The sequence below is a fragment of the Gemmatimonas sp. genome, from assembly GCF_036405635.1.
Classification (GTDB): Bacteria; Gemmatimonadota; Gemmatimonadetes; order Gemmatimonadales; family Gemmatimonadaceae; genus Gemmatimonas.
This window is the reverse complement of record NZ_DASWXE010000233.1, coordinates 1-24,090: the sequence shown is the minus strand read 5'-3', so window position 1 is coordinate 24,090 and position 24,090 is coordinate 1. Positions and strand designations below refer to the sequence as shown.

The 24,090-nt window shown below is 65.6% G+C and carries 26 protein-coding genes; 12 read left to right on the top strand and 14 right to left on the bottom strand.

Going from position 1 to position 24,090, the window contains the following annotated elements; all coding sequences use genetic code 11:
- From VGE27_RS18330 to VGE27_RS18305, 6 genes are read right to left on the bottom strand one after another with little or no spacing between them, the layout of a single operon-like run.
- The gene (locus VGE27_RS18330; protein ID WP_331051129.1) at positions 1-336 is read right to left on the bottom strand and encodes a non-heme iron oxygenase ferredoxin subunit; all 336 of its coding nucleotides are present in this window, start codon (positions 334-336) and stop codon (positions 1-3) included.
- Between the two features lie 22 nt (positions 337-358).
- A complete protein-coding gene (gene sufU / locus VGE27_RS18325) occupies positions 359-829 on the bottom strand; it encodes a Fe-S cluster assembly sulfur transfer protein SufU (protein ID WP_331051128.1) in 471 nt (156 codons plus the stop codon).
- A 7-nt stretch (positions 830-836) separates the two neighbouring features.
- Positions 837-2,153: a Fe-S cluster assembly protein SufD gene (gene sufD, locus VGE27_RS18320; RefSeq protein WP_331051127.1), complete on the bottom strand. Its 1,317-nt coding sequence runs from the start codon at positions 2,151-2,153 to the stop codon at positions 837-839.
- Positions 2,150-2,899, bottom strand: a complete 750-nt coding sequence (gene sufC / locus VGE27_RS18315) for a Fe-S cluster assembly ATPase SufC (protein WP_331051126.1) — start codon at positions 2,897-2,899, stop codon at positions 2,150-2,152. The genes sufD and sufC overlap by 4 nt, the downstream gene beginning before the upstream one ends.
- A 59-nt stretch (positions 2,900-2,958) precedes the next feature.
- A complete protein-coding gene (gene sufB, locus VGE27_RS18310; protein WP_331051125.1) occupies positions 2,959-4,392 on the bottom strand; it encodes a Fe-S cluster assembly protein SufB in 1,434 nt (477 codons plus the stop codon).
- Positions 4,389-5,054 (bottom strand): helix-turn-helix transcriptional regulator, encoded by a 666-nt coding sequence (locus tag VGE27_RS18305; RefSeq protein WP_331051124.1) that lies wholly within the window; start codon positions 5,052-5,054, stop codon positions 4,389-4,391. The genes sufB and VGE27_RS18305 overlap by 4 nt, the downstream gene beginning before the upstream one ends.
- 185 nt (positions 5,055-5,239) lie before the next feature.
- Here VGE27_RS18305 and VGE27_RS18300 point away from each other — a divergent pair, with 185 nt between their 5' ends.
- The 4 genes from VGE27_RS18300 to VGE27_RS18285 all read left to right on the top strand — a co-directional run bounded on the left by VGE27_RS18300 (position 5,240) and on the right by VGE27_RS18285 (position 6,968).
- The gene (locus tag VGE27_RS18300; protein ID WP_331051123.1) at positions 5,240-5,653 is read left to right on the top strand and encodes a hypothetical protein; all 414 of its coding nucleotides are present in this window, start codon (positions 5,240-5,242) and stop codon (positions 5,651-5,653) included.
- Positions 5,592-6,341, top strand: a complete 750-nt coding sequence (locus VGE27_RS18295) for a M23 family metallopeptidase (protein WP_331051122.1) — start codon at positions 5,592-5,594, stop codon at positions 6,339-6,341. The genes VGE27_RS18300 and VGE27_RS18295 overlap by 62 nt, the downstream gene beginning before the upstream one ends.
- A gap of 2 nt (positions 6,342-6,343) precedes the next feature.
- Positions 6,344-6,643, top strand: coding sequence for a YhbY family RNA-binding protein (locus VGE27_RS18290; protein WP_331051121.1), 300 nt, complete (start codon positions 6,344-6,346; stop codon positions 6,641-6,643).
- 61 nt (positions 6,644-6,704) lie between these two features.
- Positions 6,705-6,968 (top strand): ferredoxin family protein, encoded by a 264-nt coding sequence (locus VGE27_RS18285; protein ID WP_331051120.1) that lies wholly within the window; start codon positions 6,705-6,707, stop codon positions 6,966-6,968.
- Between the two features lie 83 nt (positions 6,969-7,051).
- On the opposite strand, the gene VGE27_RS18280 is transcribed toward VGE27_RS18285, so the two are convergent.
- Genes VGE27_RS18280 through VGE27_RS18270 form a run of 3 tightly spaced genes read right to left on the bottom strand, consistent with a single transcriptional unit; the run spans position 7,052 to position 9,858 of the window.
- Positions 7,052-7,669, bottom strand: coding sequence for an isoprenylcysteine carboxylmethyltransferase family protein (locus VGE27_RS18280; RefSeq protein ID WP_331051119.1), 618 nt, complete (start codon positions 7,667-7,669; stop codon positions 7,052-7,054).
- A 54-nt stretch (positions 7,670-7,723) separates the two neighbouring features.
- On the bottom strand, positions 7,724-8,524 hold the full coding sequence (locus tag VGE27_RS18275; RefSeq protein ID WP_331051118.1) for an alpha/beta fold hydrolase: 801 nt from the start codon (positions 8,522-8,524) through the stop codon (positions 7,724-7,726).
- On the bottom strand, positions 8,521-9,858 hold the full coding sequence (locus tag VGE27_RS18270) for an AI-2E family transporter (RefSeq protein ID WP_331051117.1): 1,338 nt from the start codon (positions 9,856-9,858) through the stop codon (positions 8,521-8,523). Before VGE27_RS18270 ends, VGE27_RS18275 begins: the two co-directional genes overlap by 4 nt.
- 63 nt (positions 9,859-9,921) lie before the next feature.
- On the opposite strand from VGE27_RS18270, the gene VGE27_RS18265 reads away from it, so the two are divergent.
- Complete coding sequence (locus VGE27_RS18265) at positions 9,922-11,088, top strand: ribonuclease D (protein ID WP_331051116.1); 1,167 nt, start codon at positions 9,922-9,924, stop codon at positions 11,086-11,088.
- Positions 11,089-11,379: 291 nt separating this feature from the next.
- Positions 11,380-11,931, top strand: coding sequence for a signal peptidase II (locus VGE27_RS18260; protein WP_331051115.1), 552 nt, complete (start codon positions 11,380-11,382; stop codon positions 11,929-11,931).
- 321 nt (positions 11,932-12,252) lie between these two features.
- Here VGE27_RS18260 and VGE27_RS18255 read toward each other — a convergent pair whose 3' ends face one another.
- Positions 12,253-12,621 carry a metal-sulfur cluster assembly factor gene (locus VGE27_RS18255; protein ID WP_331051114.1) on the bottom strand — a complete coding sequence of 123 codons (369 nt, stop codon included), beginning with the start codon at positions 12,619-12,621 and terminating at the stop codon, positions 12,253-12,255.
- A 22-nt stretch (positions 12,622-12,643) separates the two neighbouring features.
- The gene (locus tag VGE27_RS18250; RefSeq protein ID WP_331051113.1) at positions 12,644-14,092 is read right to left on the bottom strand and encodes a serine hydrolase domain-containing protein; all 1,449 of its coding nucleotides are present in this window, start codon (positions 14,090-14,092) and stop codon (positions 12,644-12,646) included.
- A 236-nt stretch (positions 14,093-14,328) separates the two neighbouring features.
- Here VGE27_RS18250 and VGE27_RS18245 point away from each other — a divergent pair, with 236 nt between their 5' ends.
- From VGE27_RS18245 to VGE27_RS18235, 3 genes are read left to right on the top strand one after another with little or no spacing between them, the layout of a single operon-like run.
- Positions 14,329-14,898, top strand: a complete 570-nt coding sequence (locus VGE27_RS18245; RefSeq protein WP_331051112.1) for an RNA polymerase sigma factor — start codon at positions 14,329-14,331, stop codon at positions 14,896-14,898.
- Between the two features lie 10 nt (positions 14,899-14,908).
- A complete protein-coding gene (locus VGE27_RS18240; RefSeq protein WP_331051111.1) occupies positions 14,909-15,670 on the top strand; it encodes a hypothetical protein in 762 nt (253 codons plus the stop codon).
- A gap of 50 nt (positions 15,671-15,720) precedes the next feature.
- The gene (locus tag VGE27_RS18235) at positions 15,721-17,007 is read left to right on the top strand and encodes a PDZ domain-containing protein (RefSeq protein WP_331051110.1); all 1,287 of its coding nucleotides are present in this window, start codon (positions 15,721-15,723) and stop codon (positions 17,005-17,007) included.
- Between the two features lie 18 nt (positions 17,008-17,025).
- Here VGE27_RS18235 and VGE27_RS18230 read toward each other — a convergent pair whose 3' ends face one another.
- Positions 17,026-17,856 carry a matrixin family metalloprotease gene (locus VGE27_RS18230; protein WP_331051109.1) on the bottom strand — a complete coding sequence of 277 codons (831 nt, stop codon included), beginning with the start codon at positions 17,854-17,856 and terminating at the stop codon, positions 17,026-17,028.
- Positions 17,857-17,865: 9 nt separating this feature from the next.
- Positions 17,866-18,837: an alpha/beta hydrolase gene (locus tag VGE27_RS18225; RefSeq protein ID WP_331051108.1), complete on the bottom strand. Its 972-nt coding sequence runs from the start codon at positions 18,835-18,837 to the stop codon at positions 17,866-17,868.
- A 126-nt stretch (positions 18,838-18,963) separates the two neighbouring features.
- Here VGE27_RS18225 and VGE27_RS18220 point away from each other — a divergent pair, with 126 nt between their 5' ends.
- Complete coding sequence (locus tag VGE27_RS18220; protein WP_331051107.1) at positions 18,964-19,914, top strand: hypothetical protein; 951 nt, start codon at positions 18,964-18,966, stop codon at positions 19,912-19,914.
- 41 nt (positions 19,915-19,955) lie between these two features.
- On the opposite strand, the gene VGE27_RS18215 is transcribed toward VGE27_RS18220, so the two are convergent.
- A complete protein-coding gene (locus VGE27_RS18215) occupies positions 19,956-21,053 on the bottom strand; it encodes a patatin-like phospholipase family protein (protein ID WP_331051106.1) in 1,098 nt (365 codons plus the stop codon).
- A gap of 113 nt (positions 21,054-21,166) precedes the next feature.
- On the opposite strand from VGE27_RS18215, the gene VGE27_RS18210 reads away from it, so the two are divergent.
- Together VGE27_RS18210 and VGE27_RS18205 are read left to right on the top strand one after the other, a co-directional pair.
- Positions 21,167-22,339 carry a PepSY-associated TM helix domain-containing protein gene (locus tag VGE27_RS18210; RefSeq protein WP_331051105.1) on the top strand — a complete coding sequence of 391 codons (1,173 nt, stop codon included), beginning with the start codon at positions 21,167-21,169 and terminating at the stop codon, positions 22,337-22,339.
- A 434-nt stretch (positions 22,340-22,773) separates the two neighbouring features.
- The coding region (locus VGE27_RS18205; RefSeq protein ID WP_331051104.1) for an aldehyde dehydrogenase family protein at positions 22,774-24,090 on the top strand (1,317 nt) is incomplete at its 3' end.

The following is a 24,090-nucleotide window of genomic DNA, read 5'->3' as shown; positions in this document are numbered from 1 at the left end:
TCATGAACGGCGCGGTCCGACCAACACCACACCAGCCTCCACGCGCACCGCGAAGGTGGCAATGGCATCGGTGGCCGGTCCCTGCAATACGGCGCCGGTACGCACATCGAAACGGGCACCGTGCCATGGACACTCCAGCACACAGGGCGCCACCACATCCCCGCCGGACAGGGCGAAGTCGCGATGCGGGCAGCGATCCTCCACCGCATGGATCTCCTCACCATCGCGCACGAGGCAGATGCGCCGCCCGTCCTCCAGTACCACGCCCAGCGGGAACTCCGGCTCCACATCCTCCACGTGAGCTACGCGCACGAACGCCGAAGCGGTCTCGCTCACCCGCGCTGTGTCCACGTCATCACTACTCTGTGCTGATCGCCGAAGGCGTGGCGTTCGCCGCCGACTCCGGCGCCTGTTCGAGCGCGGCCTTGAGTGTGTGCCACGCCAGCGACGCGCACTTCACGCGCACCGGAAACCGGGACACACCCGAGAACACCACCAGCTGTCCCAGGTCCTTGCCACCATTGGCGTCCTGTCCGAGCACGAGCGCGTGAAAGCGCTGGAACAGCGCCTCGGCATCGGCGCGCGACTTGCCCTTCACCGCTGCGGTCATGAGTGACGCGGACGCCTTGGAAATGGCACAGCCGTGACCCGTGAACTTCACCTCACGGATCACGTCGTCCTCGACCACCAGCGCGACATGCACCTCGTCGCCGCACAACGGGTTTTTGCCATCGGCCTCACGATTGGCCAGCGGCAGTTCGCCGAAATTGCGCGGTTTCCGGTTGTGGTCGAGGATGACCGACTGATACAGCTCCTGGAGATCGCTCATGTCGACCTCAGCCCGGCAATCCCTCGCCCGTGAACCGCTCGAGCGTCAGCGTTTCCAGCGCCTGCACGATGGCCGGCGAGTCGATCGTCTCCAGCACATCTGCGGCAAATGCATACATCAGCAGCTGACGTGCCAGGCGCGCGCTCACGCCACGGCTCTTGAGGTAGAACAGCGACGTTTCGTCGATGCGGCCCACCGTCGCACCATGCGTGCACTTCACGTCGTCCGCAAAGATCTCGAGCTGCGGCTTCGTGTCGATCTGCGCCTGCTGCGACAGCAGAAGCGTGTTGTTCGTCTGCTTGCCGTCGGTCTTCTGTGCTTCGGGGTGCACGTACACCTTGCCGTTGAACACGCCATGCGAACGCTCGTCGAGCAGCCCCTTGTACTGTTCGCGGCTGAAGCAGTTCGGCGCTACATGCTCCACGCGCGTCTGGTGGTCGCCGTGCTGCTGCCCATCGAGCATGTACAGCCCGTTGATCGTGCAGCCGCAGCCCTCACCCGCCAGCACCGTGTACACATTGCTGCGTGACAGCGAGGCGCCGGTCTGGAACGTGAACGCGATGAAGTGACTGTCGCGCCCCTGGCGTGCCTCCACCGTGCCCACATGCTGCGCGACGCGCGATTCCCGCTGCACCCGCACCAGCTGCAGCGTCGCGCCGTCCTCCACGAACACTTCCACCACGGCATTGGTGAAGTACGGCACGTCGGCCAACCCCACATAGCTCTCCACCACCGACGCCTTGGCATGACGCTCGGCGATCAGCAGGTGGCGCGGATGACTCATCACGTTGGCGCCGGCGGCGTCCACTACATGCAGGATGTGCACGGGCGTGTCACTCACCATTTCCTTGGCGATGTGCACCAGCATGCCTTCGCCGGCAAACGCCGCGTTGAGCGCCGAGAAGCCGTCACGCGACGGCGTCACCGCCGTACCCAGGTAGCGGGCCAGCAGTTCGGGCTCTTCGGTGGCCGCCTGCGACAGCGGCATCACCCGCACGCCATCGGGCAGGGCACCAAACGACGACAGGGTGGCGTTGAACCGACCATTCACGAACACGATCAGCGGCCACGTGCCACCAAAGGTGTAGGGCGCAAGCGCCGCCACGTCCACGGTGCCCGCGGGATCACGGTCGACCGCCGCTTCGAACTGTGCGGACGCGATGGCCGACACGTTCGTGTAGTGCCAGTCTTCTTCTCGCGTGGTCGGGAAGCCGAGCGCCTTGAAGGCCTCGGCGCCGGCCGCACGCAGCGCTTTGAGCGAGCCGGGCGCGTCAGCCACCGACGCGGCGACGGCCTGCTCGGCGAAACGAAGCCCCGTGCTCACGCCGCCGTCTCCAGCACCCAGTCGTAGCCACGATTCTCGAGTTCCAGCGCCAGCGACTTGTCGCCCGACTTGATGATGCGGCCGCCGGCCAGCACGTGCACGTAGTCCGGCACGATGTAGTTGAGCAGGCGCTGATAGTGCGTCACGACGATGGTGGCGTTGTCCGGGCGCTTGAGCGCATTCACGCCCTCGGCCACGATACGCAGGGCATCGATGTCGAGACCGGAGTCCGTTTCGTCGAGGATGGACAGCGTCGGCTGTAGCACAGCCATCTGCAGAATCTCGTTGCGCTTCTTCTCACCACCCGAGAAGCCCGCGTTCACCGAGCGATGCAGCATGGAGGCGTCCATGTCCACCAGCTTGAGCTTCTCTTCCACCAGGTCGAGGAATTCCATCGGATCCACTTCCTCGTGTCCGTTCGCCTTGCGCACCTCGTTGTAGGCAGCGCGCAGGAAGTAGGCGTTGGTCACGCCCGGGATTTCCACGGGATACTGGAAGGCGAGGAAGACGCCGTTCTGCGCCCGGATCTCGGGATCCATCTCGAGCAGGTTCTCGCCCTTGTAGAGCACTTCACCGCCGGTGATTTCATAGGCGGGGTGGCCGGCCAGCACCTGCGCCAGCGTGCTCTTGCCCGAACCGTTCGGGCCCATGACCGCGTGAACCTCGCCGGCATTCACGGTGAGCGTGATGCCCTTGAGGATCGGCTTGCCGTCGATGGCGGCATGGAGGTCGGTGATCTGCAGCATATATGTCGAAGCGGGTGTTTGGACTGGAACGAATGAAGAGCGGGTGACGGGACGGGCGATCAGCCCACCGACCCTTCGAGCGTGATGCCGAGCAGCTGCTGCGCTTCCAGCGCGAACTCCATCGGCAACTCCTTGAACACTTCCTTGCAGAAGCCGCTGACGATCATCGACACAGCCTGCTCGGCGTCGAGGCCGCGCGCCTTGAGGTAGAAGATCTGGTCTTCCCCGATCTTGCTCGTGGACGCTTCGTGTTCGAGGATCGCACTGTTGTTGCCCACCTCCACATACGGGAAGGTGTGTGCGCCGCAGGCATTGCCCACCAGCATCGAGTCACACTGCGTGTAGTTGCGGGCGCCTTCAGCCTTCGGCAGGATCTGCACTTTGCCGCGATAGCTGTTCTGCCCCTTCATCGCGCTGATGCCCTTGGACACGATGGTCGACTTCGTGTTGCGACCGATGTGGATCATCTTCGTGCCCGTGTCGGCCTGCTGCATCTTGCTGGCCACGGCCACGGAGTAGAACTCGCCGACGCTGTTGTCACCCTGCAGGATCACGCTCGGATACTTCCACGTGATGGCCGAACCGGTTTCCACCTGCGTCCAGGAGATCTTGGCGTTGGTGAGCGCCTTGCCACGCTTGGTGACGAAGTTGTAGATGCCGCCCACGCCGTTCTCGTCGCCCGCATACCAGTTCTGCACGGTGCTGTACTTCACCGTGGCGTTGTCGAGCGCGACGATCTCCACGACGGCTGCATGCAACTGGTTGGTGTCGCGCTTGGGCGCGGTGCAGCCCTCCAGGTAGCTCACGTAGGCGCCTTCATCGGCCACGATGAGGGTACGCTCGAACTGGCCCGTTTCCGCCGCATTGATGCGGAAGTACGTGGACAGTTCCATTGGGCAGCGCACGCCCTTCGGGATGTAGCAGAACGAGCCGTCGGAGAAGACAGCGCTGTTCAGTGCGGCGAAGAAGTTGTCGCTGTAGGGCACGACCGATCCGAGGTACTTCTTGATCAACTCGGGGTGTTCGCGCACCGCTTCGCCGAACGACATGAAGATCACGCCGTGCTTGGCCAGTTCTTCCTTGTAGGTGGTGCCGACGGAGACGGAGTCGAACACCGCATCCACCGCCACGCCCGAGAGGCGCTTCTGCTCGGTGAGCGAGATGCCAAGCTTGTTGTACGTCTCGAGCAGCTTGGGATCGACTTCATCGAGCGAGGCGAGCGGCTTGCTGTTTTTGGGCGCGCTGTAGTAGCTGGCCGCCTGATAATCGATGGCCGGATAGTGCAGGTTGGCCCAGTGCGGCTCGGTCATCGTCTGCCAGCGACGGAACGCCTTCAGGCGCCATTCCAGCAGCCATTCCGGCTCCTGCTTCTTGGCCGAAATGAAGCGCACCGTGTCTTCCGAGAGACCGGGCGGCAGCGTGTCCGCTTCGATGTCCGTCGTGAAACCGTATTGATACTCGCGATTGACGAGTGACTCGATGGTCGAACTCATACCTGCTCCTGTTGCACCGCCAAAAGGTGACCTGACACGCCGTACTCACAGTGACCGCAGCCGTCGCGCCGATGCGCATTGCGCACGAGCGGCACGCCGAGCAGCCGTTCCACGAACTTTGCTTCCACTGCACAGGCTTCCGGGAACCGGTCCGCGATCTCACGCATGGCGCAGTTGTGAATGCGCAGCGTGAGCGTCGGCGTCGTGACCGGCTCCGCCATGTAGCCCTTGGCCGTCAACAACTCGGCCACCAACGCCACGCGCTCGTCGAGCGGCAGCGATTCCAGCACCGGGGCGGCTTCATCAGCCAGCCGCATCCACTCGGCTTCCAGTACCGCTTCCACCCCCGCATCTCCAGCCTGGGCGCGCAGGGCATCGAGTGCCGTCGCCAGGACCTTGAGATAGCTGCGGGGGAAGAGCGCCTCGCCAGCCGGCGAAAGTGAGTAGGCGTAGACGGGCGCGCCGACTCCCCGGACTTCCCGGAGATATCGCACCAGCCCATCTTCTTCGAGCGCCTTGAGATGTCGGCGCAGCGCGTTGGCCGTGAGCCCGAACTGTTCACCCAGTTCGTGCGCCGTCAGTGGTTGCGCCTTCTTGAGAGCAACCAGCAACTCGGCCCGCACACCGCGAAAGCCCCCCAGGGCGCCAACGACATCCTCCATCCCGGTAAATATACCGAGCGCGGCCGGCATACGTCAACGAAACTGTTCACGAATTCAGTGACTTCGTGATCACACTTGCCTAGCGCTGAAGTGTGTGACACCATCTGCGCTTGGGCATTCCGCGCCGACGGCGGCGGCGGTACTGTTCGAGTCTCACCACCCTCCGTTCCGAGGTCTCCGCCGCAGTGAGTGTCACTGTCTTTGTGGCCGTGGTTGTGCTGGCCCTCGGGCTATTCGCGTTGGCGCGCGCCCAGCGTCTGTTCCGCAAGTCCATCGAACGCGATGGACTGTCGCGGTTTCGCGATGCGTTCCGGGGCCGCTATCCCGAGATCCTGCTGTCGCAGGTCTACTCGTATCTGGCGGAGCGGCATGGGGCGGTGGAGCCGCACTATCTCGTCAACCCTGGCGATGACCTGCAGCAGGTGCACGGCCTGGCCGATCTCGATCTCGAGGATGCTGTCCTTGTGATCGCCGACCGGGCAGGTGCGCGTCTGCCGCGCGCTAACGAGCTCGATGAACTCAAGAACGGTGTGCGGAGTGTCGACGACCTCCTGCGCTATCTCGAACCGTACTTCCGCCCCGAAGTCGTCAAGGGCTGAAGCCCGCGCCGGCCTGACCGGCCGGATCCTGCTGACGCTGTTCCTCGCCGCATGCGGCGGCGGTCCCTCGCCGTCGCCTGTGCCCATGCCGGCACCGGTCCGCGAGCCCACCCAACCCCCGGTGGCGGTCAAGCCGCGCAAGGTCCTGCCGCCGACCCCGATTCACTACGGGCCGCGCGACACGGCCGTCACCATGGCCGATCTCGACTCCCTCTGGCAGCAGCAGCTGATGCTGCCGGTGGAGGGGCTGACCCGGAAGGCGATCAAGGACAACTACACGGCCGGGCGGGCCGGGCGCATCCATGCGGCGCTCGATATTTCCGCCCCGCGCTCGACCCCTGTCCTCGCCGCCGGGGACCTGGTCATCGGGCGCCTGACGACCGGGCCGGTGGGCGGCATTGTCATCTACGCCTCCGATCCGGACGAGCAGTTCACCTACTACTACGCCCACCTCGAGCGCTATCGGCGTGGGCTGGCAGTGGGGGACCGAGTCGCCAAGGGGTCCGTGATCGGCTACGTTGGAACCACGGGCAACGCGCCGAAGAATGCACCACACCTGCATTTCCAGGTGATGAAGCGCAGCACGGGGCGCGCCTGGTGGGATGGCCCACCAATCAATCCGTTTTCGTACTTCGCATCCGACGGGATTCGCCCCACGGGGCGCGATATTCCGATCGAGGATCTATGAGCATGACGGGGAAGGCGCGCGCCGCACTGCGCGCTGAAGCACACCATCTGGATGTGAAGGTCCACATTGGCCACGCGGGGCTCACTCCCTCGCTGATGCAGAGCTTCGACGATGTCCTGCGCACCCACATGCTGGTGAAGGTGCAGGTGGCGAAGGGAGGCGAGCTGTCGGCCAAGGACGCTGCCCACCAGTCGGCCGAGGCACTGCAGGCTGAAGTCATTCAGGTCATCGGCCGAACCTTCACGGTATATCGCGAGAACCCCGAGTTGATGCACGGTGAACTTCCGCCGTGGCGTCGCTAGAGTATCTTTTTCGCACCGAACCAATCATTTCCGGTCGTGTCCGACCCGAGACTTCGTACACATGCCCTACGTCATCACTGAAGCCTGCATCTCGGTCAAGGACCGGTCCTGCGTGGACGTCTGCCCCGTCGACTGCATTTACGAGGGCGAGGACCAGCTTTACATCAACCCGGACGAGTGCATCGACTGCGGCGCGTGTGAGCCTGAGTGCCCCGTGACGGCCATCTTCCCCGAGGAAGACGTGCCGACACAGCTCCGCAGCTTCATCGGCAAGAACAAGGACGTGTTCGAGGGCCCCAACCCGCCGGGTCGCCCGTCGCGCTGATCGCGATCGCAACACGCGTCAAAACAAACGGGCCGGGAGCATCCATCTGCTCCCGGCCCGTTGTTTCGTGTGGTGGCTTGTGATCAGAACTTCCAGCCGTTGCCCTTGAACCAGAACAGTGCGATCAGTGCTACGTACTGCAGCACGGTGGAACGCTCGCTCCAGATGGCTTCCTTCCAGTCGTGCGGGCCTTCGGTGCTGCCGGCGGGTGGGCGGCCAAACCAGCGCGGCGTGCGGGCCTTGTAGTCGAGATACTCCTGACCGAAGATCGACTCCAGCACGCCTTCTTCGTAGCGCACGATGAGCGTGTATTCGATCGCGAAGATCACGATGGCCACGGGAATGAACCAGAACACCCCTGACACCACCGTGAAACCGATCCACGCGAGAAAATTGCCCACGTAGAGCGGATTGCGGCACCACGCGAACGCGCCGTAGGTGACGAGGCGCTGTACATCGCGGGAGCGTCGGCGGGTGACCGTACCCGCGGCGGCCACACCGGCGGTGCGTACCAGTTCGCCGATGAGCACAAGCAGAAGACCGGCAATCCAGGTGTTGCGGGACTGCGTGCCCGGCACCAGCAGCGGCACCGCCAGAAACGGTACCGGCAGCCAGCCGCGGTTCTTGAAGAGCACCTGCCCGATACGGGCAGCGGTGGACCGTTCCGCGTCGCTGACGGGTGCGGAGGTTGGTGCAGTCATCAGGCTCCCGAAGCGGGACGTGGCCGCACGTCAGCACCCGCGGTACGCGCGTACTTACATGCTCAGCGTGGCGAAGAAGTCGGACAGCGCGTGGTTGGTCGCTGCCGGTCGCTCGAGGCAGGGGACGTGACCGGCGCCAGCAATGATCTCGAGGCGCACCCGCGCGGCCGCCGGCAACAACTCGGCGATCGTGCGGGCCTCCTTGATCGGCGTGAGGGAATCCTCCTCCCCCACCACCACCAGCGACGGAACAGTAATCGACCCAATCGTTTCCCGTGAGTCCGGCCGGTCACGGAGCGCCTGCAGCGCGCCAATGATGCCGGCCACCGGCTGGCGCCCCATCATGGCCCGCAGCCCGTTCACGACGTCGATGCGGCGTGCCCGCGTGGTGGTGCCCACCATGCCATCCAGCTGTGCCTCGCCGATCGCCCGTGCCCCGTCGCGCTTCACCACCGCGATGAGGTCATCGCGGCGTCCCTTGGCTTCCTCACTGTCGGCCGTGGCCTTGGTGTCGCAGAAAACCATCGCGGCGATGCGATCGGCATAGCGTCGCCACAGGGCCATCGACACATAACCACCCATCGACAGCCCGCAGATCACCGCGCGTTCGATGCCAAGGTGGTCGAGCAGTGCGACGACGTCGTCGGCGTACTGGTCCATCGAGAACGGACCATGGGTGGACGAGTGACCGAAGCCACGCAGGTCGGGCACGATGCACCGCACCTGCGATGCCAGGGACGCCTTTTGTGCGGTCCAGAGCGTGCGGTCGTGCGGGAAGCCATGCAGGAACACCACCGGCATGCCTTCACCGCTGTCGTCATACCCCATCTGGAAACCAGGCAGTTGTGCGATCATGAATCCTTCCCTTCTTCAGCGGCGTCTGCCGACAGCTTGGCCGCCTGGACCATCGCGCGTTCGCGCGCATTCTCCCGCTCCGCCACCATGCGAAGCGGCACGAGTACGGCGGCCGTGAGCGGCACGGCCACCATGAGTCCCACAAAACCGAAGAGCAGCGTCATCAAGGTCTGCGCCACCAGCGTGATCGCGGGCGGCAGGTCCATGCCGTCTCGCATCAGGTAGGGGATCAGCAGGTTGTTCTCGAGGAACTGGATGCCCCAGTAGGCCAGGGCCACGACCGCCGCCTTTTCGGGCGAGTCGACAAAGCCCATGGCGATGGCCGGCACGGCGGCGAGAATCGGGCCGACGGTCGGGATGAACTCCATCAGTCCGGCGATGAACGCCAGCGCGAAGGCAGCTTTCACGCCGAGGAGCAGCAATACCACCATGCTGACCAGGCCGATCACCACCATCGCGATCAGCTGCGTCACCAGCCACTTGCGCAGTACCGTCGCCACCTCGGCCAGCACGAGACGCACATGCGCGCGCGAGGTGGCCGGCACGGTGGCCAGCAGCCAGCCGCGATAGACATGCGGCTCCGCGCCGATGTACATGGCAAGGAACACCAGCAGGAAAAACGCCGCCAGCGCTGCGAGGGTGCTGGAGACGAACGAGAACAGGTATTGAGTGGCACCCGCCACGCCGTCACTGAGGCGCCGCTTGAGGGCCTCGGTGGGGGAGACGGCGCCGGAGTCGGCGCGCGACTGGACCACCGGGTTCTGGCTGCCGGCCGCCGCGGCCCGGTTGGCGTTGGCGCGTGCCGCCGGGGGGAGCGTGGCGGTATTGGGCGCCCCAGCCACCTGCGGATCGGCGCTCGGCGCCGGTGCGGCCTGCGTTGCGGCATTGGCCCCGGAATCGTTGCCGTTGGTGTGGGTGGCCGAGGCAATGATGGCCCCCAGCAGGCCGCCTCGCTTGCTGTCGATCCAGTTCTGGAGCTTGTCGAGTGCCGCCGGGAACTCCCGCTGGAGCTCCTTCCCCTGTTCGATCAGAGTCGGCGCGGTCCAGGCGAGCATCCCGCCGATGGCGCCCAGGGTACCGAGCACGATGAGGGCGGACCCGATGCCCCGGCGGATGCGATATCGCTCGAGGTAGTCCACCCCACGACCGACGGCGAGCCCGAACAGTGTGGCCAGGAAGACCAGAAAGACCAGCGAACTGACCGACCAGAAGAGTCGGAACCCGAACCAGACGGCCAGGACCACGACCGCCGCTCGTGCGATGTCGCCCGAACGCCAGCCGCGGCGCTTCGGGGGAAGGGATGCGGGAAGCAGAGACTCGTCGATGGTGGTCATGTCGATTCGAAAGTAGCACACAGGCCCCATCAGCGGGCCGCACGATGTACCTTACGCACAGTTATGCCTGCTCAAGCACCGCACTATCTCGACACGGTCGAGTCCGTCGACAAGTTCCTCTCTGGTCTCAACGGCGTCCGCGCACTCGCGCTCGACACCGAGGGGGCCAGCTTTCATCGATTCGTCGACCGCATCTATCTCCTGCAGCTGTCCACGGCCGATCACGAGGCCGTGATCGATCCGCTGCCGATCGGTACCCCCAAACAGCTCGGCGTGTTGCTCGAGGATGAACAGGTGGAGGTCGTGCTGCATGACGCCGACTACGACCTGCGTCTACTGCATCAGGACTACGGCTGGCGTGTCACGCATCTCTTCGACACCCGAGTGGCCGCGCAGTTGCTTGGGATTCGCGCCTTCGGTCTGGCCGCACTGCTCGAGCAGTTCTTCGGCATAAAGCTGGACAAGAAGCATCAGCGCGCCGACTGGAGCATGCGGCCGCTGACGGCGGACATGCTCGATTACGCGGCCCAGGACACACGCCACTTGTTGGGGCTGCGTGATCGTTTGCACGCCGAGCTGGTGAAGAAGGGCCGGTGGAGCTGGGCGCAGGAGGAGTTTGGCCGTGCTGAAGGCACACGATGGGAGCCGGAAGCGCCGGATACGAGCTTTCTTCGTCTCAAGGGCGCGCGCGATCTCAACCGCCGCGAGCTGGCGCGCCTGCGCGAGCTGGTGCGCTGGCGCGATGCCATTGCCGCCGAACTCGATCGCGCCACCTTCCGTGTGGCCGGCAATGAAGTGCTGATGGACCTGTCGCGTGTGGCACCGTCCACGCGCGAGGCACTGTTTGCTGTGAAGGGTTTTCCGCGCGGCATGTCGGATGCGCGTGCGCAGGAAGCCCTGCAGGCCATCGTGCGTGGCAACAAGGTCGCGGATGCCGATCTGCCGCGTTTCCCGAAGGCGACGCGCTGGGATCGCGAGCCCGATTTCGATGAACGGGTCGCTCGCCTCAAGTCGGTGCGGGACATCGCGGCCACCGAGCTGGATCTCGACCCCGGCGTGCTCTGTTCGCGCGACCGGATGGAGTCGGTGGTACGCCGCAAGCCGCGGCATGTGGACGATCTGGCCGAGCTTCCCGAGCTGCGAAAGTGGCAGGTGGAGGTGCTTGGCGCCGCCTTCGTGAAGGCCCTGAGCAGCTTCCCGTCGGACGATTCGCCGTACAAGCCCGGGTGATGTAGCGGGTCCGCGCCGGCTCGGCGTGGTTCATCTGTGGCGAAGGCGCCACGTTGCTGTGGGTCCGCGCTGGCTCTGGCAGAGCACGCCAGGCCGCAAGGGGAAAGTTCCGATCATTGTGACCTGTTCAGTCCGGTTTCTATCGTGTTGAGGATGAACGGTTTACGGGCATGATCCCGGTTCGGGTCTGGTTTTGACTCACGAATCGGCCCCCCTGATCGGTCCGGCACGGGGAGTGCACTGGAAATGGGCGTGCAGGGCTGCAGTCTCCCACCCATTCCCGACAGCACCATGCGATTCGATTCCTCGATCTCGCGCCCGGTCCTCGACCCGGTGATCCGCCGCTACTTCGGCATCGCGCTTCTCGCGTTGCTGGCGGATCTGTGCACCAAGGAAGTCGCGGTGCGCTGGCTGGGAGACCATGGTTTCCTGAACCTGACGGAACGGTTCACGCTGATGCTGGTCTGGAACACGGGCAGCGCGGGCGGCATCTCGATCGGACCGTTCACGACAGAGCTGAACGTCCTGATGACGGTGATGGCGATGGGCCTGGTCTACACGGTGGTGCGCCCGATGGCCGCCATCGATCCGCGGGCGGTGTTGCCGCTGGCGCTCGTCTCGGGTGGCGCGGCCGGCAACCTGCTCAGCATGCTATGGGGGCCGCCGGGCGTGGCCGACTTCATCGGCATCCGTCTCACGAAGGACACGACCATTGTCGCGAATGTGGCCGACTTTGCACTTTGGGCCGGCGCGCTGCTGCTGGCACCGGTGGCCATGACACTGGTGCGGATGGTGCGGGAAGAGCGGGCACAGGCGCAGATGGCGGCGACCACCGTCAGCTGAACTACTGAGGCGGTCTCGGGATTCCGGGGCAGGGTTCTGATGTCAGACATCTGAGATCAGAACTCTGACGGAGATAGATGGTGAGAGCCCAGACCAGGTAGATGTCAGAGGTCTGAGCACTGGCGCCGGCCGCCTTTCGTGTGCGCCGGATAGCAGGGCAGGGCGCTCTCGCGCGCGCCAAGTCTGACCGATGTGTCAGGTCAGAAGGCAGCTGGCCCCGTGCACTCAGGGCTCTCCATGCTGACAAAGCTGATCTCTCACCTTCTATCTCCGTCGGATCTCAGAGCTCGGATATCAGAACTCTGAGATCTGAGACCGGATCTAGAATCCCATGTAGGCCCGAACGCGCGGCTCGATGCGTTCCGGGGTCCAGGGCGGCGTCCAGACGAGATTCATCACGACATCTGTCACTCCCGGCAGCTCACGCAGCTGCTGCTCGGCTTCACCCATGATTTCAGGGCCCGAGGGACAGCCGGGGGACGTCAGGCTCATGTCCACGCGCACCGTCGAACCTTCGGTCTGCACGTCGTAGATCAGGCCGAGGTCGACGATGTTGAGATTGAGCTCGGGGTCCTTCACACGCCGCAGCACGAGGCGCGCCTGATCGGCGTTCACCACGGCATCGCCAGCGGGGGCGTCATCTGACGCCGGTTCCGTGGCGGGCACCTGGGGGGTCTGCTCTTCGGTCATACCCGAAGTATACCCCGGTGCCCTACTTCTTTGCCGTCGCCTTGCTCGTGGACTTGGACTTGGCGGAGCTCTTGACCGGCGCCTTCTTCGCCGCCGCCTTGGTGGCCTTGGCGGCGGTCGGCTTCGCGGTGGGCTTCTTGGAGCTGCTCTTGGAGCTGGACGACTTGCGGGCCGCCGCCGCGCGCTTGGCCGCGGCCGCCCGACGACGGGCCGCGGCACTCGCCGTGCGGCTCGAGCGCAGCGGCCGGTTCCAGTCCTGCGCCACGTCGGCGCGGAAGCTGGCCGGCATGGCACGCACACCATCGGGATCGTCCATCACCGCCAGCACGGCGGCGTCGGCCAAGTCGTTGCGCACATCGGCGATGACCTTGGACGGGCGGCGTGCCCGGGCCGCGTGCACCCGGTTGGTGAGCAGGATGACAAACATCTGCCGATCCGGGTCGATCCAGAGCGACGTGCCCGTGAAGCCGGTGTGGCCAAACGCACGCTCGGTCATGAACTGACCGCAGCCCGCGCCGCCGTCGCAGGTGTCCCAACCCAGCGCCCGACGGCCCGCCGCGCGACGGGTGAACAGCGTGACCGTGGAATCGGAAATCACGCGCACGCCGTTGTAGCTGCCGCCGTTGAGCAGCATCTGGGCAAACACCGACAGGTCGGCGGCGGTGCTGAACAAGCCCGCGTGACCCGCCACCCCGCCCAGTGCAAAGGCGTTTTCGTCATGCACCTCGCCACGCAGCGGATAGCCGCGCGGCGGAGCGATTTCCGTGGGCGCGGTGCGCGACACGTCGCCGGCCGGCACCTGGAAGTAGGTGTCCTGCATGTTCAGCTTCGAGTAGATCGCGCTCTGCAGGAACGTGTCGAGGCGCTGGCCACTCACCGACTCGGCGATGAAGCCCAGCAGGTCGGCACCCAGATCGGAGTACTCGTAGCAGGCACCCGGCGTGCACTTGACCGCCGACGCCATCACGGCGGCCCGCGCTTCGGCCGGTGTCTTGGCAATGCGCCACAGCTCACGCCCGGCCGGCAAGCCCGCACGGTGGGTGAGCAGGTGACGTACCGTCACCTTGTCACGCAGCCCACCCTGAAAGTCGGGCAGGTAGCGCGAAACGGGCGCATCGAGATCGATCTGACCACGGTCGTAGAGCACCATGATGGCCGATGTGGTGGCCACCACCTTCGTGAGCGACGCCAGGTCGTACAGGCTTTCCTGGGCCGTTACACGCGACTTGGCGCTCCAATCGAGCGTACCAAAGCCACGCGACCAGACGGTGAAGCCTTTTCGTCCCACGACCACGGCAGCGCCGGGATACCCACCGGCGTCCACACCGCGGCGCACCACACGGTCGATCGTGGACAGGCGCTCGGCAGACATGCCTACGGCTGCGGGCTCCCGTTCGGGAAGTCCACCACCCGGCAACGCGACATGGGTCACGTCGGCCGCGGCGAATACGAGGGCAGTAAGGAGGAACACCGGCAGCACCCGTTCGTAGGGTCTGGGCGAGCCGCGTCCGGCCACGATGCTTGCGATGCATCGGGTCCGCAGGTCCGCCCAGTGCTCAAAAGGCTAGAAAGTCATCTAAGGCGAATGGCGCCCTCCGTCAATGGTGTGACGGGCCTTTGCGCACTCTCTACACCACTACGACTGGAACGATCGAAAGCAACGGGGCAACCGTTCGGACGGAATCGGTGACAGAATTGGAGAACGCCATGGAGACCGACGCCGCAATCGTTCGTCGGGCGATCGAAGGCGATGAGCGCGCCATGCGGCTGCTGTGGAACCAGCACGCCCCGCATGTGGACGCCGTCGTCCGTCGCCTCGCCGGAGATCCCGACCTCGCGCAGGATATTGCGCAGGAGGTCTGGATCCAGATTTTTCGCGCCCTCCCCTCATGGCGTGGCGACGCGAAGTTCAGCACGTGGATCCATCGGGTGGCCATCAATCGCACCCTCAACGCCATGCGCAGCGTGAAGCGTTTATCGAACGTGGAAACCGGTATCGAGGAAGATTCGGCCGTGGTCGAGCAGGATGCCGAGCGCAGCATGCTCGCGCAGACCATCGCCGAAGCGACTCAGCGCCTGTCACCGGGCGCTCGTACGGTGTTCCTGTTGCACGACGTGGAGGGTTACACCCACGAGGAGATCGCGACCGAGTTGGGCATCACGGCCGGCGGCTCCAAGTCACAGCTCTTCAAGGCGCGCGCGAAGCTGCGGCGTCTTCTGGCGCCGCTTGTCGATATGGTCTCCCCGGATCTGGATCGCAGCTATGCAGCACCCTAGTCCCATGCCGATGTCCACGCACCTTTCTGCTGAACGCCTCGCGGCGTTCGATCATGAGCCGTTCACGCTGGATGAACTGGCCCATCTCGCGATCTGCGCGCCCTGTCGCGCCGAGCGGGATGCCATGGTCGTCCTGGTGAAGCGCGCGGCCGCCGAATCGCAGCAGGCTGCTGCAATCGCAGCGCCACGACTGGTCTCGTTCGAAGCCATCGCGGCCGGGCTGCGCACGGCACATGTCGATGACGGGGCGATGCCGGTCGCGGCGCACGCCGGTCGTGTCGCACCCGATGTGACGCGCATGGCATCGGCGGTCTCATCACGCAGCACGACTTCGCGTTGGGGCACGTCGACGATGCGCCGTGCCGCGGCGGCGCTGTTGCTGCTGTCCGGTGGTGCCGTGGTGGGCCGCGCGACGGCTGGCAGCCCGGTTGGACGTGCAGTGGCCAATGTGGCTGTTGGCAACGCGCTGGGTGACAGCGAGTTCACTTCGGTGGACAATGCCACGCAGGTGCTGGCCCGTGCGCAGCGCGACTACGAGCGCGCGTCCATGTGGCTCGCTTCCAACGACAGCACGGCACGCAACTCGGATGTGTATCGCGCACGCCTCGCGGCACTCGACCAGATGATGGCGGCGTCGCGCGCGGCGTTGCGTGATGCCCCGCAGGATCCCGTCCTCAATCACTACTATCTCGCCGCCTACACGGCGCGTGAGGCCACGCTGCAGGCACTCGGTGGAACACTGCCTGTGGACAAGGTCATCGAGCGGTACTGAGACTCATGCGGCACGAACGGATGAAATTCTTCGCACACGGTGCGATACTGATGTTACTCCTGCTGCTGCCTCTGTCGTCACAGGCGCAGAACGCGGCGCAGGGCGGCGGTGCAAGAGTACGCACGGTGGCGGTGGCCAACGCCTGTGCGGAGTTGGCGTCGTCGCCCTCGTCACTGGTGCTGATGCCGGAAGGCCTGGCGCTGCTGCGGCTCAAGCGTGAACTCGAGAGCGCGGCACTCACGCTCGAACGGCAGCCGGTGCGCACCAATGATGTGCAGCGCATCACACAGGTGCAGCGCGGTGTGGATTCGCTCATGCGCGTCATGGTGCGTGTGCAGCGCGATGACGGCATGCCGATGCCCTTTGGTCCGCCGATGCCGTCCGGTCCGATGGGCGCCACCGTCTCAGCCAGTACCACGCGCCGTGGGGACAGCGTGCGCGTCACGGTGAACGGCAGTCCGTTCGACGGGCGCATGTTTTTCGAGATGACCGACAGCGCGCGGGGCATGATGCCTCAGGTGGCCATGATCATCCGATCGCTGCAACCGCAGGTGGCCGCGGTCTCCGAGGCGGCCGAAGCGCGCCTGGCCGAGATGCGTCCGGCGATGGGTGTGGCGCCCATCATGGGATATGTCGGGGTGTCGCTCTCCGGCGCACAGCTGCGCGCGGTGACGCCGGGAGGTGTGATGACCAGCCACTGCGAGTATCCGCTGGTGGAGTCGGTTGACGCCGGCTCGCCGGCAGAACGGGCGGGCATCACCGCGGGTGATACGCTGGTTGCCTATAACGGCCGCGATGTGCTGCAGATCGCGGTGAACTATCCCGAGCTCTTTGTCGCCGGCCAGCAGGTGCGTGTGCGTGTGCGGCGCAGCGGGCGTGCCCGCGAATTGCCGGTGAATGTGGTGCCGCGCGCCGAAGAGCGTGCGATGGTGTTCGTGCGCTCGTTGAGTGGGGAGGGAGCATCGCCGACACCCGGACGCATCTTTGTATCGCAGGCGTCGGTGCCGCCGCTGCCCACGGCTGGTGTGTCGGGTCGCCCGGGGTTGCCTGGTGCTCAGCTGACCACGTTTGCCGGCGCGCAGTTCACCACCATCGACGATGATTTTGCGCAGACGATCGGGCTCGATGCCGGTGTCCTGGTGCTGCGCGCGCCCATGGGCACGCCCGCAGCCGAAGCCGGACTGCGTGGTGGCGAGATCGTGCGCGCGGTGAACGGGACGCCGGTGCGCGATGCCGGGGCGCTGCTCCGCATGCTGGTAAACAGCGGACACGAGGCCCGGCTGCTGGTCCAGTCACGGGCGAATGGCGAACGGGTGCTGACGCTGCGACTCAAGTAGTCGCACACCGTTTGCAGCCTACTTGACCGTTCCCGCCGGTACTGCGTAAACCAGCCGGGCGGTGGCCCGATCGGCTTCGCTCAATTCGCGCACCCGAACCCGTGCCGACATGATGTCCTCGGTGCCGGGCGCGTGATCGAGGCCGATGAGATGTCCCACTTCGTGCAGCGCGATGGCTCGCATCTGAGGCGGTGTGACGGTACCGCCGCCCGGGTGCGACACGGCGAGCTGGATGTCGCTGGATACCAGCCAATAGCTCGCGTCGCGGCTCCACACCGTGCGGCCGCTGATGCCGTTCGCAAAACGGTCCACGAAGCCCACGTGCACATCGGCACTGGCCGAGTCCAACACGAACGTGAAGCGCAGCGGCAGGCCGGCCTGTGCCCAGGTGTCGAACGCGTCGCGCACGGCGTTCATGAAGTCGGGATTCCATGTCTCCAGCTCTTCGCCATCCCGCACGAACACTCGCAGCGGTCGCGTGGCGCGATTGGGCCAGCGGGCGATGGACGAATCGCGGGCCACGAGCAGGTCGGCCAGATACGTGCCTTCCATGCCGAGGGCGAGGCGTCGGCGTACATCGTCACGCGCCATCGCGGGACGCTCGTTCGGCAGCAGTAGCGGCGAGCTGACAAGCAACTCCTCGCCATGCAGGCTCGGGCGCGCGAGGGGGGCTTCGCGTCCCGGGCGAAGCCCGGCACGCATTCCTGATCGCAGGTCGATGGCCCCTTCCGCTTCGTGGCGGGTGGGCGCCGAACCAGGCGCGTCGTCCGTCGATGCCATGGCCTGACCGCCAATGAAGCAGGCCAGACCAACCACACAGCAGGCGAGCAGGGTTTCGGCAGACTTCATCGTGGCGCGTCAGGGAAGTGGTGCGCCCCCAAGGAAGGTATGCACCGCAGCAAAGAACGCGTCGGGAGCTTCCCAGAAGGGATTGTGTCCCGCATCGGCAATGGGCACGACCTGCGCCTCGCCGAGCAACGCTGCGGTACGTTCTGCTTCCGACAACGGCAGCACATCTGCCGCTCCGTGAACGACGAGTGTCGGGATAGCCGCGTCACGCAGGAATTCGCCCAATCGGTCACGCCAGTCGTAGCCCTGTCGGCGGAGTCGCGCGGCAATGACCGCTCCCGTGGCGCTGTTACCCAACGGCGCGTTGACGTTGGCGGCAAACAGCTGATCGGCGAACCACGCCGGGAAAAACGCCTGCGCATACTCGGCGTGGTACGGAAGGTCAGGATCGGCGAGACGGGCCGGGTCGAGTGCGGCCAGTCGGTCACGGGCCGCGCCCGAGAGGCGCGCCAGTCCGGCCTCGTGCAGCGGCGGTAGCCAGTCGCCGGTGACACCCACGGCGTTCACCAGCACCAGGCGTCTGATGGGGGGCACCGCGTTCACGGAGCTGCGGGCCGCTTCCATTTCGGCGGCCGCGCCCAGCATGGTGATGCCGCCGCCCCACGAATGCCCCAGCACGTCCCACTGCGGAATGCCCAGGGCCACGCGCAGCGCCGGGATATCGCCGCCGTCGAACTCGATGCGGGACGCCTGCATGCCGGGTGGCACTCCGGTTTCACCACGACCGCGCTGATCGTAGAAGATCAGTTGTCGCGAGGTGGCCAGCGGCGCGAGGGCAGGCCAGAGCAACTTGTGATCGAACAGCAGGCCGCCGTTCACACAAAGCAGCGGCACCGCACCGTCGATGGCAGGCGTGAGGTATACCGCGAAGTCGATACCTCGCACGCGTACCGTGCGCCGCTCCAGCGGAGGGCGCGGCGGCAGCGAACGACGGAAGGCCAGGTAGCGCGCGAGCGCCGGTGAATTCGCGGGGGAGGTCACGGGCGGAAAGATTCACCCGCGAGCGCCTCTCGCCAAAGGGCTGTGTGATCGCAGCAGCGCGCGGCGTGAGCACACGCCGGACCTGACGCCGGTGGTGAAAGTGCGGTCCGTCGATCAGCATCAGGGATGCCGCAGGAATCTCCCTCTCACCGCCGTCTCACCAAGAAGCCTGTGCGCTGGCTCCTGGCGGCCGTCATTGTGATGGCTGCGGGTGCCGGGGCGGGCTGGTATATCGCGCGGCCGCAGCGGGTGGAGATCCCGCTCGAGGGATCAGTGGCACGGGCGCGCCCTGCATCGGCGCTGGGAGCACCGGTGCGGGTCGGTATCGTGGCAGTGGCAAACGGTGATTCCGTCGCGAATGGCGCACTCACCGCTGCCGCGGGCTTGCTGCGCGCGCAGCTGGCGTCCGAACGTGACCTGGTATTGGTCCCGATGCCCGACAGCGAGCGCTGTGGTGGCGCGGCGCCGGTACATCTGTGCCTCGAACTGGCTGCCGCGCGTGCCCCTGATGCGACCACACTGACGTTCTCGCTGCTGGACCAGCGCACGCACACGGTACTGTCCGATTTCCGTACCACCGTCGATGCGTCGAGTGGAACAGAAGACCTGCGCCCGCTGGTCTCGCGGGTGGCGTTGTGGAGCGCGCCGGGGGCGTTCCCATTGGTGGACGGCGCCGCAGCCGATCTCGCGGTCTATCGCGATGCCGTGCGCGCTTTCACGTCGTGCGATCCAGTCGCATTGAACGAGAGTCGGCGCGCCTTGCGTGCACTGGCCGAACGGCCGTCGCCCGTACGGCCTGCCGATGCCTTGCTGGTGTTGATGGACGCACTCGACATGCAGGCGCGCAACGACGCCGAGGGTATCGCCACGATTCGCGCCAAGTCGCAGGACGTGAGCGCGCGCGCGCCGGAGCAGGTCATGGCCCTGGCCGCGGTGGCGGTGTCACAGGCGAACCCCTCCGCACGCGATGCTGTTGCCCGCATTGCAGCCAACAATGTGCGTGCTCATTCGCCCGGTATCGCTGATGCCACTGAAGCCGCGGCGCTGTGTCTGGCGGCGGTGCATCAAGCGCGCTAGCCGAACTGACGCGCGGCGTCGGGCGGGGAAACGTTCAGTGGTCAGCGCTCCGTGGCGCTCCATGGCTGCACCGCGTCGGCGATGTGGCCGCTCTCGATGAGCGCATGCAGTTCGTCGCCCAGTGCGTCGCTTTGCTCCAGCACCTGTGTCCACCGGCGCATGCGCTCGGCTTCCGGCATATCGTAGAAGTCGCGGCGATCCGGAATCTTGCCACCGGGCAGTGACGCGACGAACTCCGCCGATGGCGCAATGAGCAACGCACGCGAGAAGTTCGCACCGGTGGCGCGTCGCCAGGGCAGCGCCTTGTCGAACCATCCCGGCACGACGTGGGGATAGAAGTGCGGGTACAGCACCAATCCATCGCCCGCGCCGAATGACAAGTCGAGGTGATAGTCGGTGATGCCGCCATCCCAGTGCACGCCCGGCGCACCGGCGATGTGCACACCATGCAACAGCAGCGGAATGGATCCCGACGCCAGCAGCACATCGCGCACGTTGTCCGCGGTGAGTGTGCGATAGACCGTGGGCAGGTCGCGCAGGGCGCCAAACGGTGTGGCGACATCGTTCGCGTGGAAGATCGTGCGGGTCATCTGCGCACCCAGCGACCGGCGCGAGACCAGGTTGGACGCCGCGGCGACGGCCAGCGCCGCCGCAACCACCCCCCGACGCGCACTGGCCGCCGCGCCACGCCCCTCGGCGGTGATCACATGCAGCTTGAGCCAGGGGTGCGCGAAAATCTCCGACGCGCCGGATGGTCCGAGCAGATGATCGAGGCAGGCGGAGAGCACGCGCGTGACTTCGTCGGGGCCGGGGCGCGGGGAATAGCGCTGGTGGTGGATGTAGGCCTCGTGACCACGGGCGAGCGCGGCCAGCGGATCACGCTGACCCAGCGCCGCGAGGCGCCAGCTGCCGATTGAGCTGCCGATGCCGTGCAGCGGGCGTTCACGCGGCGCCTTGAAGAAATGCCCGAACAAAAAACGGTCGAGTCCTCCGATGGCGAGCCATTTGGCGCCGCCCGACGCACCGGGGAGCACGTCCACGTCTTCCGAACGCAGTCCGCGTGCGCGGAGGAGCTGGATGGCGCGGGGGCCGCCCCGGAGGGTCAGCCATCGGGATCGTGAGGGCGCGCGATGCGGCATTCCTAAAATCTGTCACGACGGATGGATGGTCCCAATATCCGATTGACTAGGTCGGCATTGATGGGTTAGGGTCCAACGCTAGCTGAAATCCATTCTCAACAAAGCCTTGTCCGATGGCTCGCTTCCGCTCCATCCTGTTCTGGATTCACCTCGTGGCCGGCGTCTTTTCCGCCACGGTGGTGCTGATCATGTCCGTCACCGGCGTCGCACTGACGTACCAGAAGCAGATGACGCTCTGGGCGGATCTGCGCGGTGTGAACCTGACCCCGCCCGATGGAGTCGCTCGGCTGACCAACGATTCGCTGGTGGCCCTGGTGGTCGCCCGTGAGGGCAAGTCGCCGTCGTCGGTGGTGTGGCGCTCCTTTACGTATGCGCCAGTGGAATTTCAGTTCGGGCGCGAAGGACGCCAGTTCGTGAGTCCGTACACGGGCGAGGTGCTCAGCACCGGCTCCACTGGCATGCGCGAGTTTTTCACGAAGATGACCGACTGGCACCGGTGGCTGGCGATGTCCGGCGATTCCCGGCCCACGGGGCGCAAGATCACGGGCTATTCCAACCTCGCGTTTCTGGTCCTGGTGCTGACGGGCATGTACCTGTGGTGGCCGCGGACGCTGCGCTGGAATGCCTTCAAGCCGGTGCTGTGGTTCCGCCGCCGTCTTTCGCCCAAGGCGCGTGAGTTCAACTGGCACAATGTCATCGGTATCTGGAGCGCGATCCCGTTGGCGGTGGTCGTCGCATCGGGCGCCGTGATTTCCTTCCCATGGGCCAGCGATCTCGTGTACAAGGCTGCCGGCGAAGCCCCTCCTCCACGGGCCGAAGCGCCGGCACCGGCGCGCCCGGAGGCACGTGGTGGTGGCGCTGGTGGAACAGGAGCAGAAGGCGGCTCGCGCGGCGTTGAACCAGTGGCAGTGGGCGATCCGGCAGCGTTGGCGGCTCAGCAGATGGAAGACTGGCGCGCGATGAGCCTCACTTGGCCACGCAACGGCAAGGCACCGCTGGTGTTCTCCGTGGACCGCGGCATGGGTGGTGAGCCCCAGAAGAAGGGCTCGCTGACGGTGGCCCGCAGCGGCGAGATCGAGTCGTGGCAGCCCTTCGCCGAACAGTCGGCGGGACGGCGGGCCCGCTCGTGGATGCGATTCCTGCACACGGGTGAAGCGCTTGGCGTCGTGGGGCAGACGATCGCCGGCATCGTGTCACTCGGTGGCGCATTCCTCGTGTACACGGGCATCGCGCTGAGCCTGCGCCGTTTTGCGGCATGGCGTCGTCGCACGGCCGGAGCGGCATAAGCGGGACGGCCGCTCGTTAACAGCGGGGGGAACACAGAAAGCGCAGAAACAAGGCAGATCGCACAGATACAAACCACAAAAGAGAAATGTGGTATCCGTGCGATCTGCTTTTTCTGTTTCATCCGTGTTCCCCCCGCCTTTTTGTTGGCGCTTGCCACGCGACACGTGTCGCGAAGTGGAGCAAATGTCTCGGCGGCAGATGTCGCGCGACATCGGTGCCTGAGCGCCGACGAACACTCACCGCCCAACGCTCAAAGCCCACAACTGCCTGTCCGCAAACGAGTTCCCGTTCAACCTCTCCCAACCCGCCACCCGGAACTCTTTACCGCTTCACTCAGGCATTCGCATTGCCATGTAGGGGTTCATCGCCGGCGCTCCTTCCCGCCGGCCGACGGAATCTCCAACCGGGTCTTAACGACCGAGGCGAACGCAACATGGCATCGACCGCCAAGCCGGACCGCTCCGCCACCCTGCCGCAGGGCGCCGCGCAGTACGCCATCACCATTCCGATCAAGTCGCGCTACGACAACTGGATCGACGGTGCCTTCCGTGCCCCCGTGCGTGGGCAGTACTTCAGCAACCCGACCCCGATCACGGGGCAGCATCTCTGCGACGTTGCGCGGTCCACGGCAGAAGACGTGGAGCTCGCCCTCGACGCTGCGCACAAGGCCGCACCGGCCTGGGGCCGTACCTCGGCCACTGCGCGCGCGATCATCCTGAACAAGATCGCCGACCGCCTCGAAGAAAATCTCGAAGCGTTGGCCGTCATCGAAACGATCGACAACGGCAAGCCCATTCGCGAAACGAAGGCCGCCGACCTGCCGCTCGCCATCGATCACTTCCGCTACTTCGGCGGTGTGCTGCGCGCGCAGGAAGGCACGGCCGGTGAGCTCGACGCCGACACTGTCGCCTACCACTTCCACGAACCCCTCGGTGTGGTCGCGCAGATCATTCCGTGGAATTTCCCGCTGCTCATGGCAGTGTGGAAGCTCGCGCCGGCACTTGCCGCCGGCAATGCGGTGGTACTCAAGCCCGCCGAGCAGACGCCGGTGGCCATCATGGCGTTTGTGGAGCTGATCGCGGATCTGCTCCCGCCGGGTGTGCTGAATGTCGTGCAGGGCTTCGGCGTGGAAGCCGGCAAGCCGCTCGCGTCGAGCAACCGCGTGGCCAAGGTGGCGTTCACCGGCGAAACGACGACGGGTCGTCTCATCATGCAGTACGCGTCGGAGAATCTGTTGCCGGTGACGCTGGAACTCGGCGGCAAGTCGCCGAACATCTTCTTCCCCGACATCATGGATGCCGATGACGCCTTCTTCGACAAGGCGCTGGAAGGCTTTGCGATGTTTGCGTTGAATCAGGGCGAAGTGTGCACCTGCCCGTCGCGGGCCCTCGTGCACGAAAGCATCTACGACAAGTTCATGGCGCGTGCGATCGATCGGGTGCAGAAGATCAAGCTCGGTCACCCCCTCGATCCGAACACCATGGTGGGTGCGCAGGCGTCGAACGACCAGCTCGAGAAGATTCTGAGCTACATCGACATCGGCAAGCAGGAAGGCGCCAAGGTGCTCACCGGTGGTGCGCGGCAGGTGCACGACGGCGAGCTCGCCGGCGGCTACTACGTGCAGCCCACGATCTTCGAAGGGAAGAACAGCATGCGCATCTTCCAGGAAGAGATCTTCGGCCCGGTGGTGTCGGTGACGCGCTTCAAGGATCTCGACGAGGCCATCGCGCTCGCCAACGACACGCTGTAC

What these genes read in the sequence shown, in the direction of transcription:
- VGE27_RS18220 (WP_331051107.1), top strand. Translation starts at nt 18,964, where the DNA reads ATGCCGCAGGAATCTCCCTCTCACCGCCGTCTCACCAAGAAGCCTGTG.
- VGE27_RS18230 (WP_331051109.1), bottom strand. Translation starts at nt 17,856, where the DNA reads ATGAAGTCTGCCGAAACCCTGCTCGCCTGCTGTGTGGTTGGTCTGGCC.
- VGE27_RS18275 (WP_331051118.1), bottom strand. Translation starts at nt 8,524, where the DNA reads ATGATCGCACAACTGCCTGGTTTCCAGATGGGGTATGACGACAGCGGT.
- VGE27_RS18260 (WP_331051115.1), top strand. Translation starts at nt 11,380, where the DNA reads ATGCGATTCGATTCCTCGATCTCGCGCCCGGTCCTCGACCCGGTGATC.
- VGE27_RS18235 (WP_331051110.1), top strand. Translation starts at nt 15,721, where the DNA reads ATGTTACTCCTGCTGCTGCCTCTGTCGTCACAGGCGCAGAACGCGGCG.
- VGE27_RS18285 (WP_331051120.1), top strand. Translation starts at nt 6,705, where the DNA reads ATGCCCTACGTCATCACTGAAGCCTGCATCTCGGTCAAGGACCGGTCC.
- sufC (WP_331051126.1), bottom strand. Translation starts at nt 2,899, where the DNA reads ATGCTGCAGATCACCGACCTCCATGCCGCCATCGACGGCAAGCCGATC.
- VGE27_RS18240 (WP_331051111.1), top strand. Translation starts at nt 14,909, where the DNA reads ATGTCCACGCACCTTTCTGCTGAACGCCTCGCGGCGTTCGATCATGAG.
- VGE27_RS18305 (WP_331051124.1), bottom strand. Translation starts at nt 5,054, where the DNA reads ATGGAGGATGTCGTTGGCGCCCTGGGGGGCTTTCGCGGTGTGCGGGCC.
- sufB (WP_331051125.1), bottom strand. Translation starts at nt 4,392, where the DNA reads ATGAGTTCGACCATCGAGTCACTCGTCAATCGCGAGTATCAATACGGT.
- VGE27_RS18270 (WP_331051117.1), bottom strand. Translation starts at nt 9,858, where the DNA reads ATGACCACCATCGACGAGTCTCTGCTTCCCGCATCCCTTCCCCCGAAG.
- sufU (WP_331051128.1), bottom strand. Translation starts at nt 829, where the DNA reads ATGAGCGATCTCCAGGAGCTGTATCAGTCGGTCATCCTCGACCACAAC.
- VGE27_RS18210 (WP_331051105.1), top strand. Translation starts at nt 21,167, where the DNA reads ATGGCTCGCTTCCGCTCCATCCTGTTCTGGATTCACCTCGTGGCCGGC.
- VGE27_RS18255 (WP_331051114.1), bottom strand. Translation starts at nt 12,621, where the DNA reads ATGACCGAAGAGCAGACCCCCCAGGTGCCCGCCACGGAACCGGCGTCA.
- VGE27_RS18290 (WP_331051121.1), top strand. Translation starts at nt 6,344, where the DNA reads ATGACGGGGAAGGCGCGCGCCGCACTGCGCGCTGAAGCACACCATCTG.
- VGE27_RS18215 (WP_331051106.1), bottom strand. Translation starts at nt 21,053, where the DNA reads ATGCCGCATCGCGCGCCCTCACGATCCCGATGGCTGACCCTCCGGGGC.
- VGE27_RS18245 (WP_331051112.1), top strand. Translation starts at nt 14,329, where the DNA reads ATGGAGACCGACGCCGCAATCGTTCGTCGGGCGATCGAAGGCGATGAG.
- VGE27_RS18265 (WP_331051116.1), top strand. Translation starts at nt 9,922, where the DNA reads ATGCCTGCTCAAGCACCGCACTATCTCGACACGGTCGAGTCCGTCGAC.
- VGE27_RS18280 (WP_331051119.1), bottom strand. Translation starts at nt 7,669, where the DNA reads ATGACTGCACCAACCTCCGCACCCGTCAGCGACGCGGAACGGTCCACC.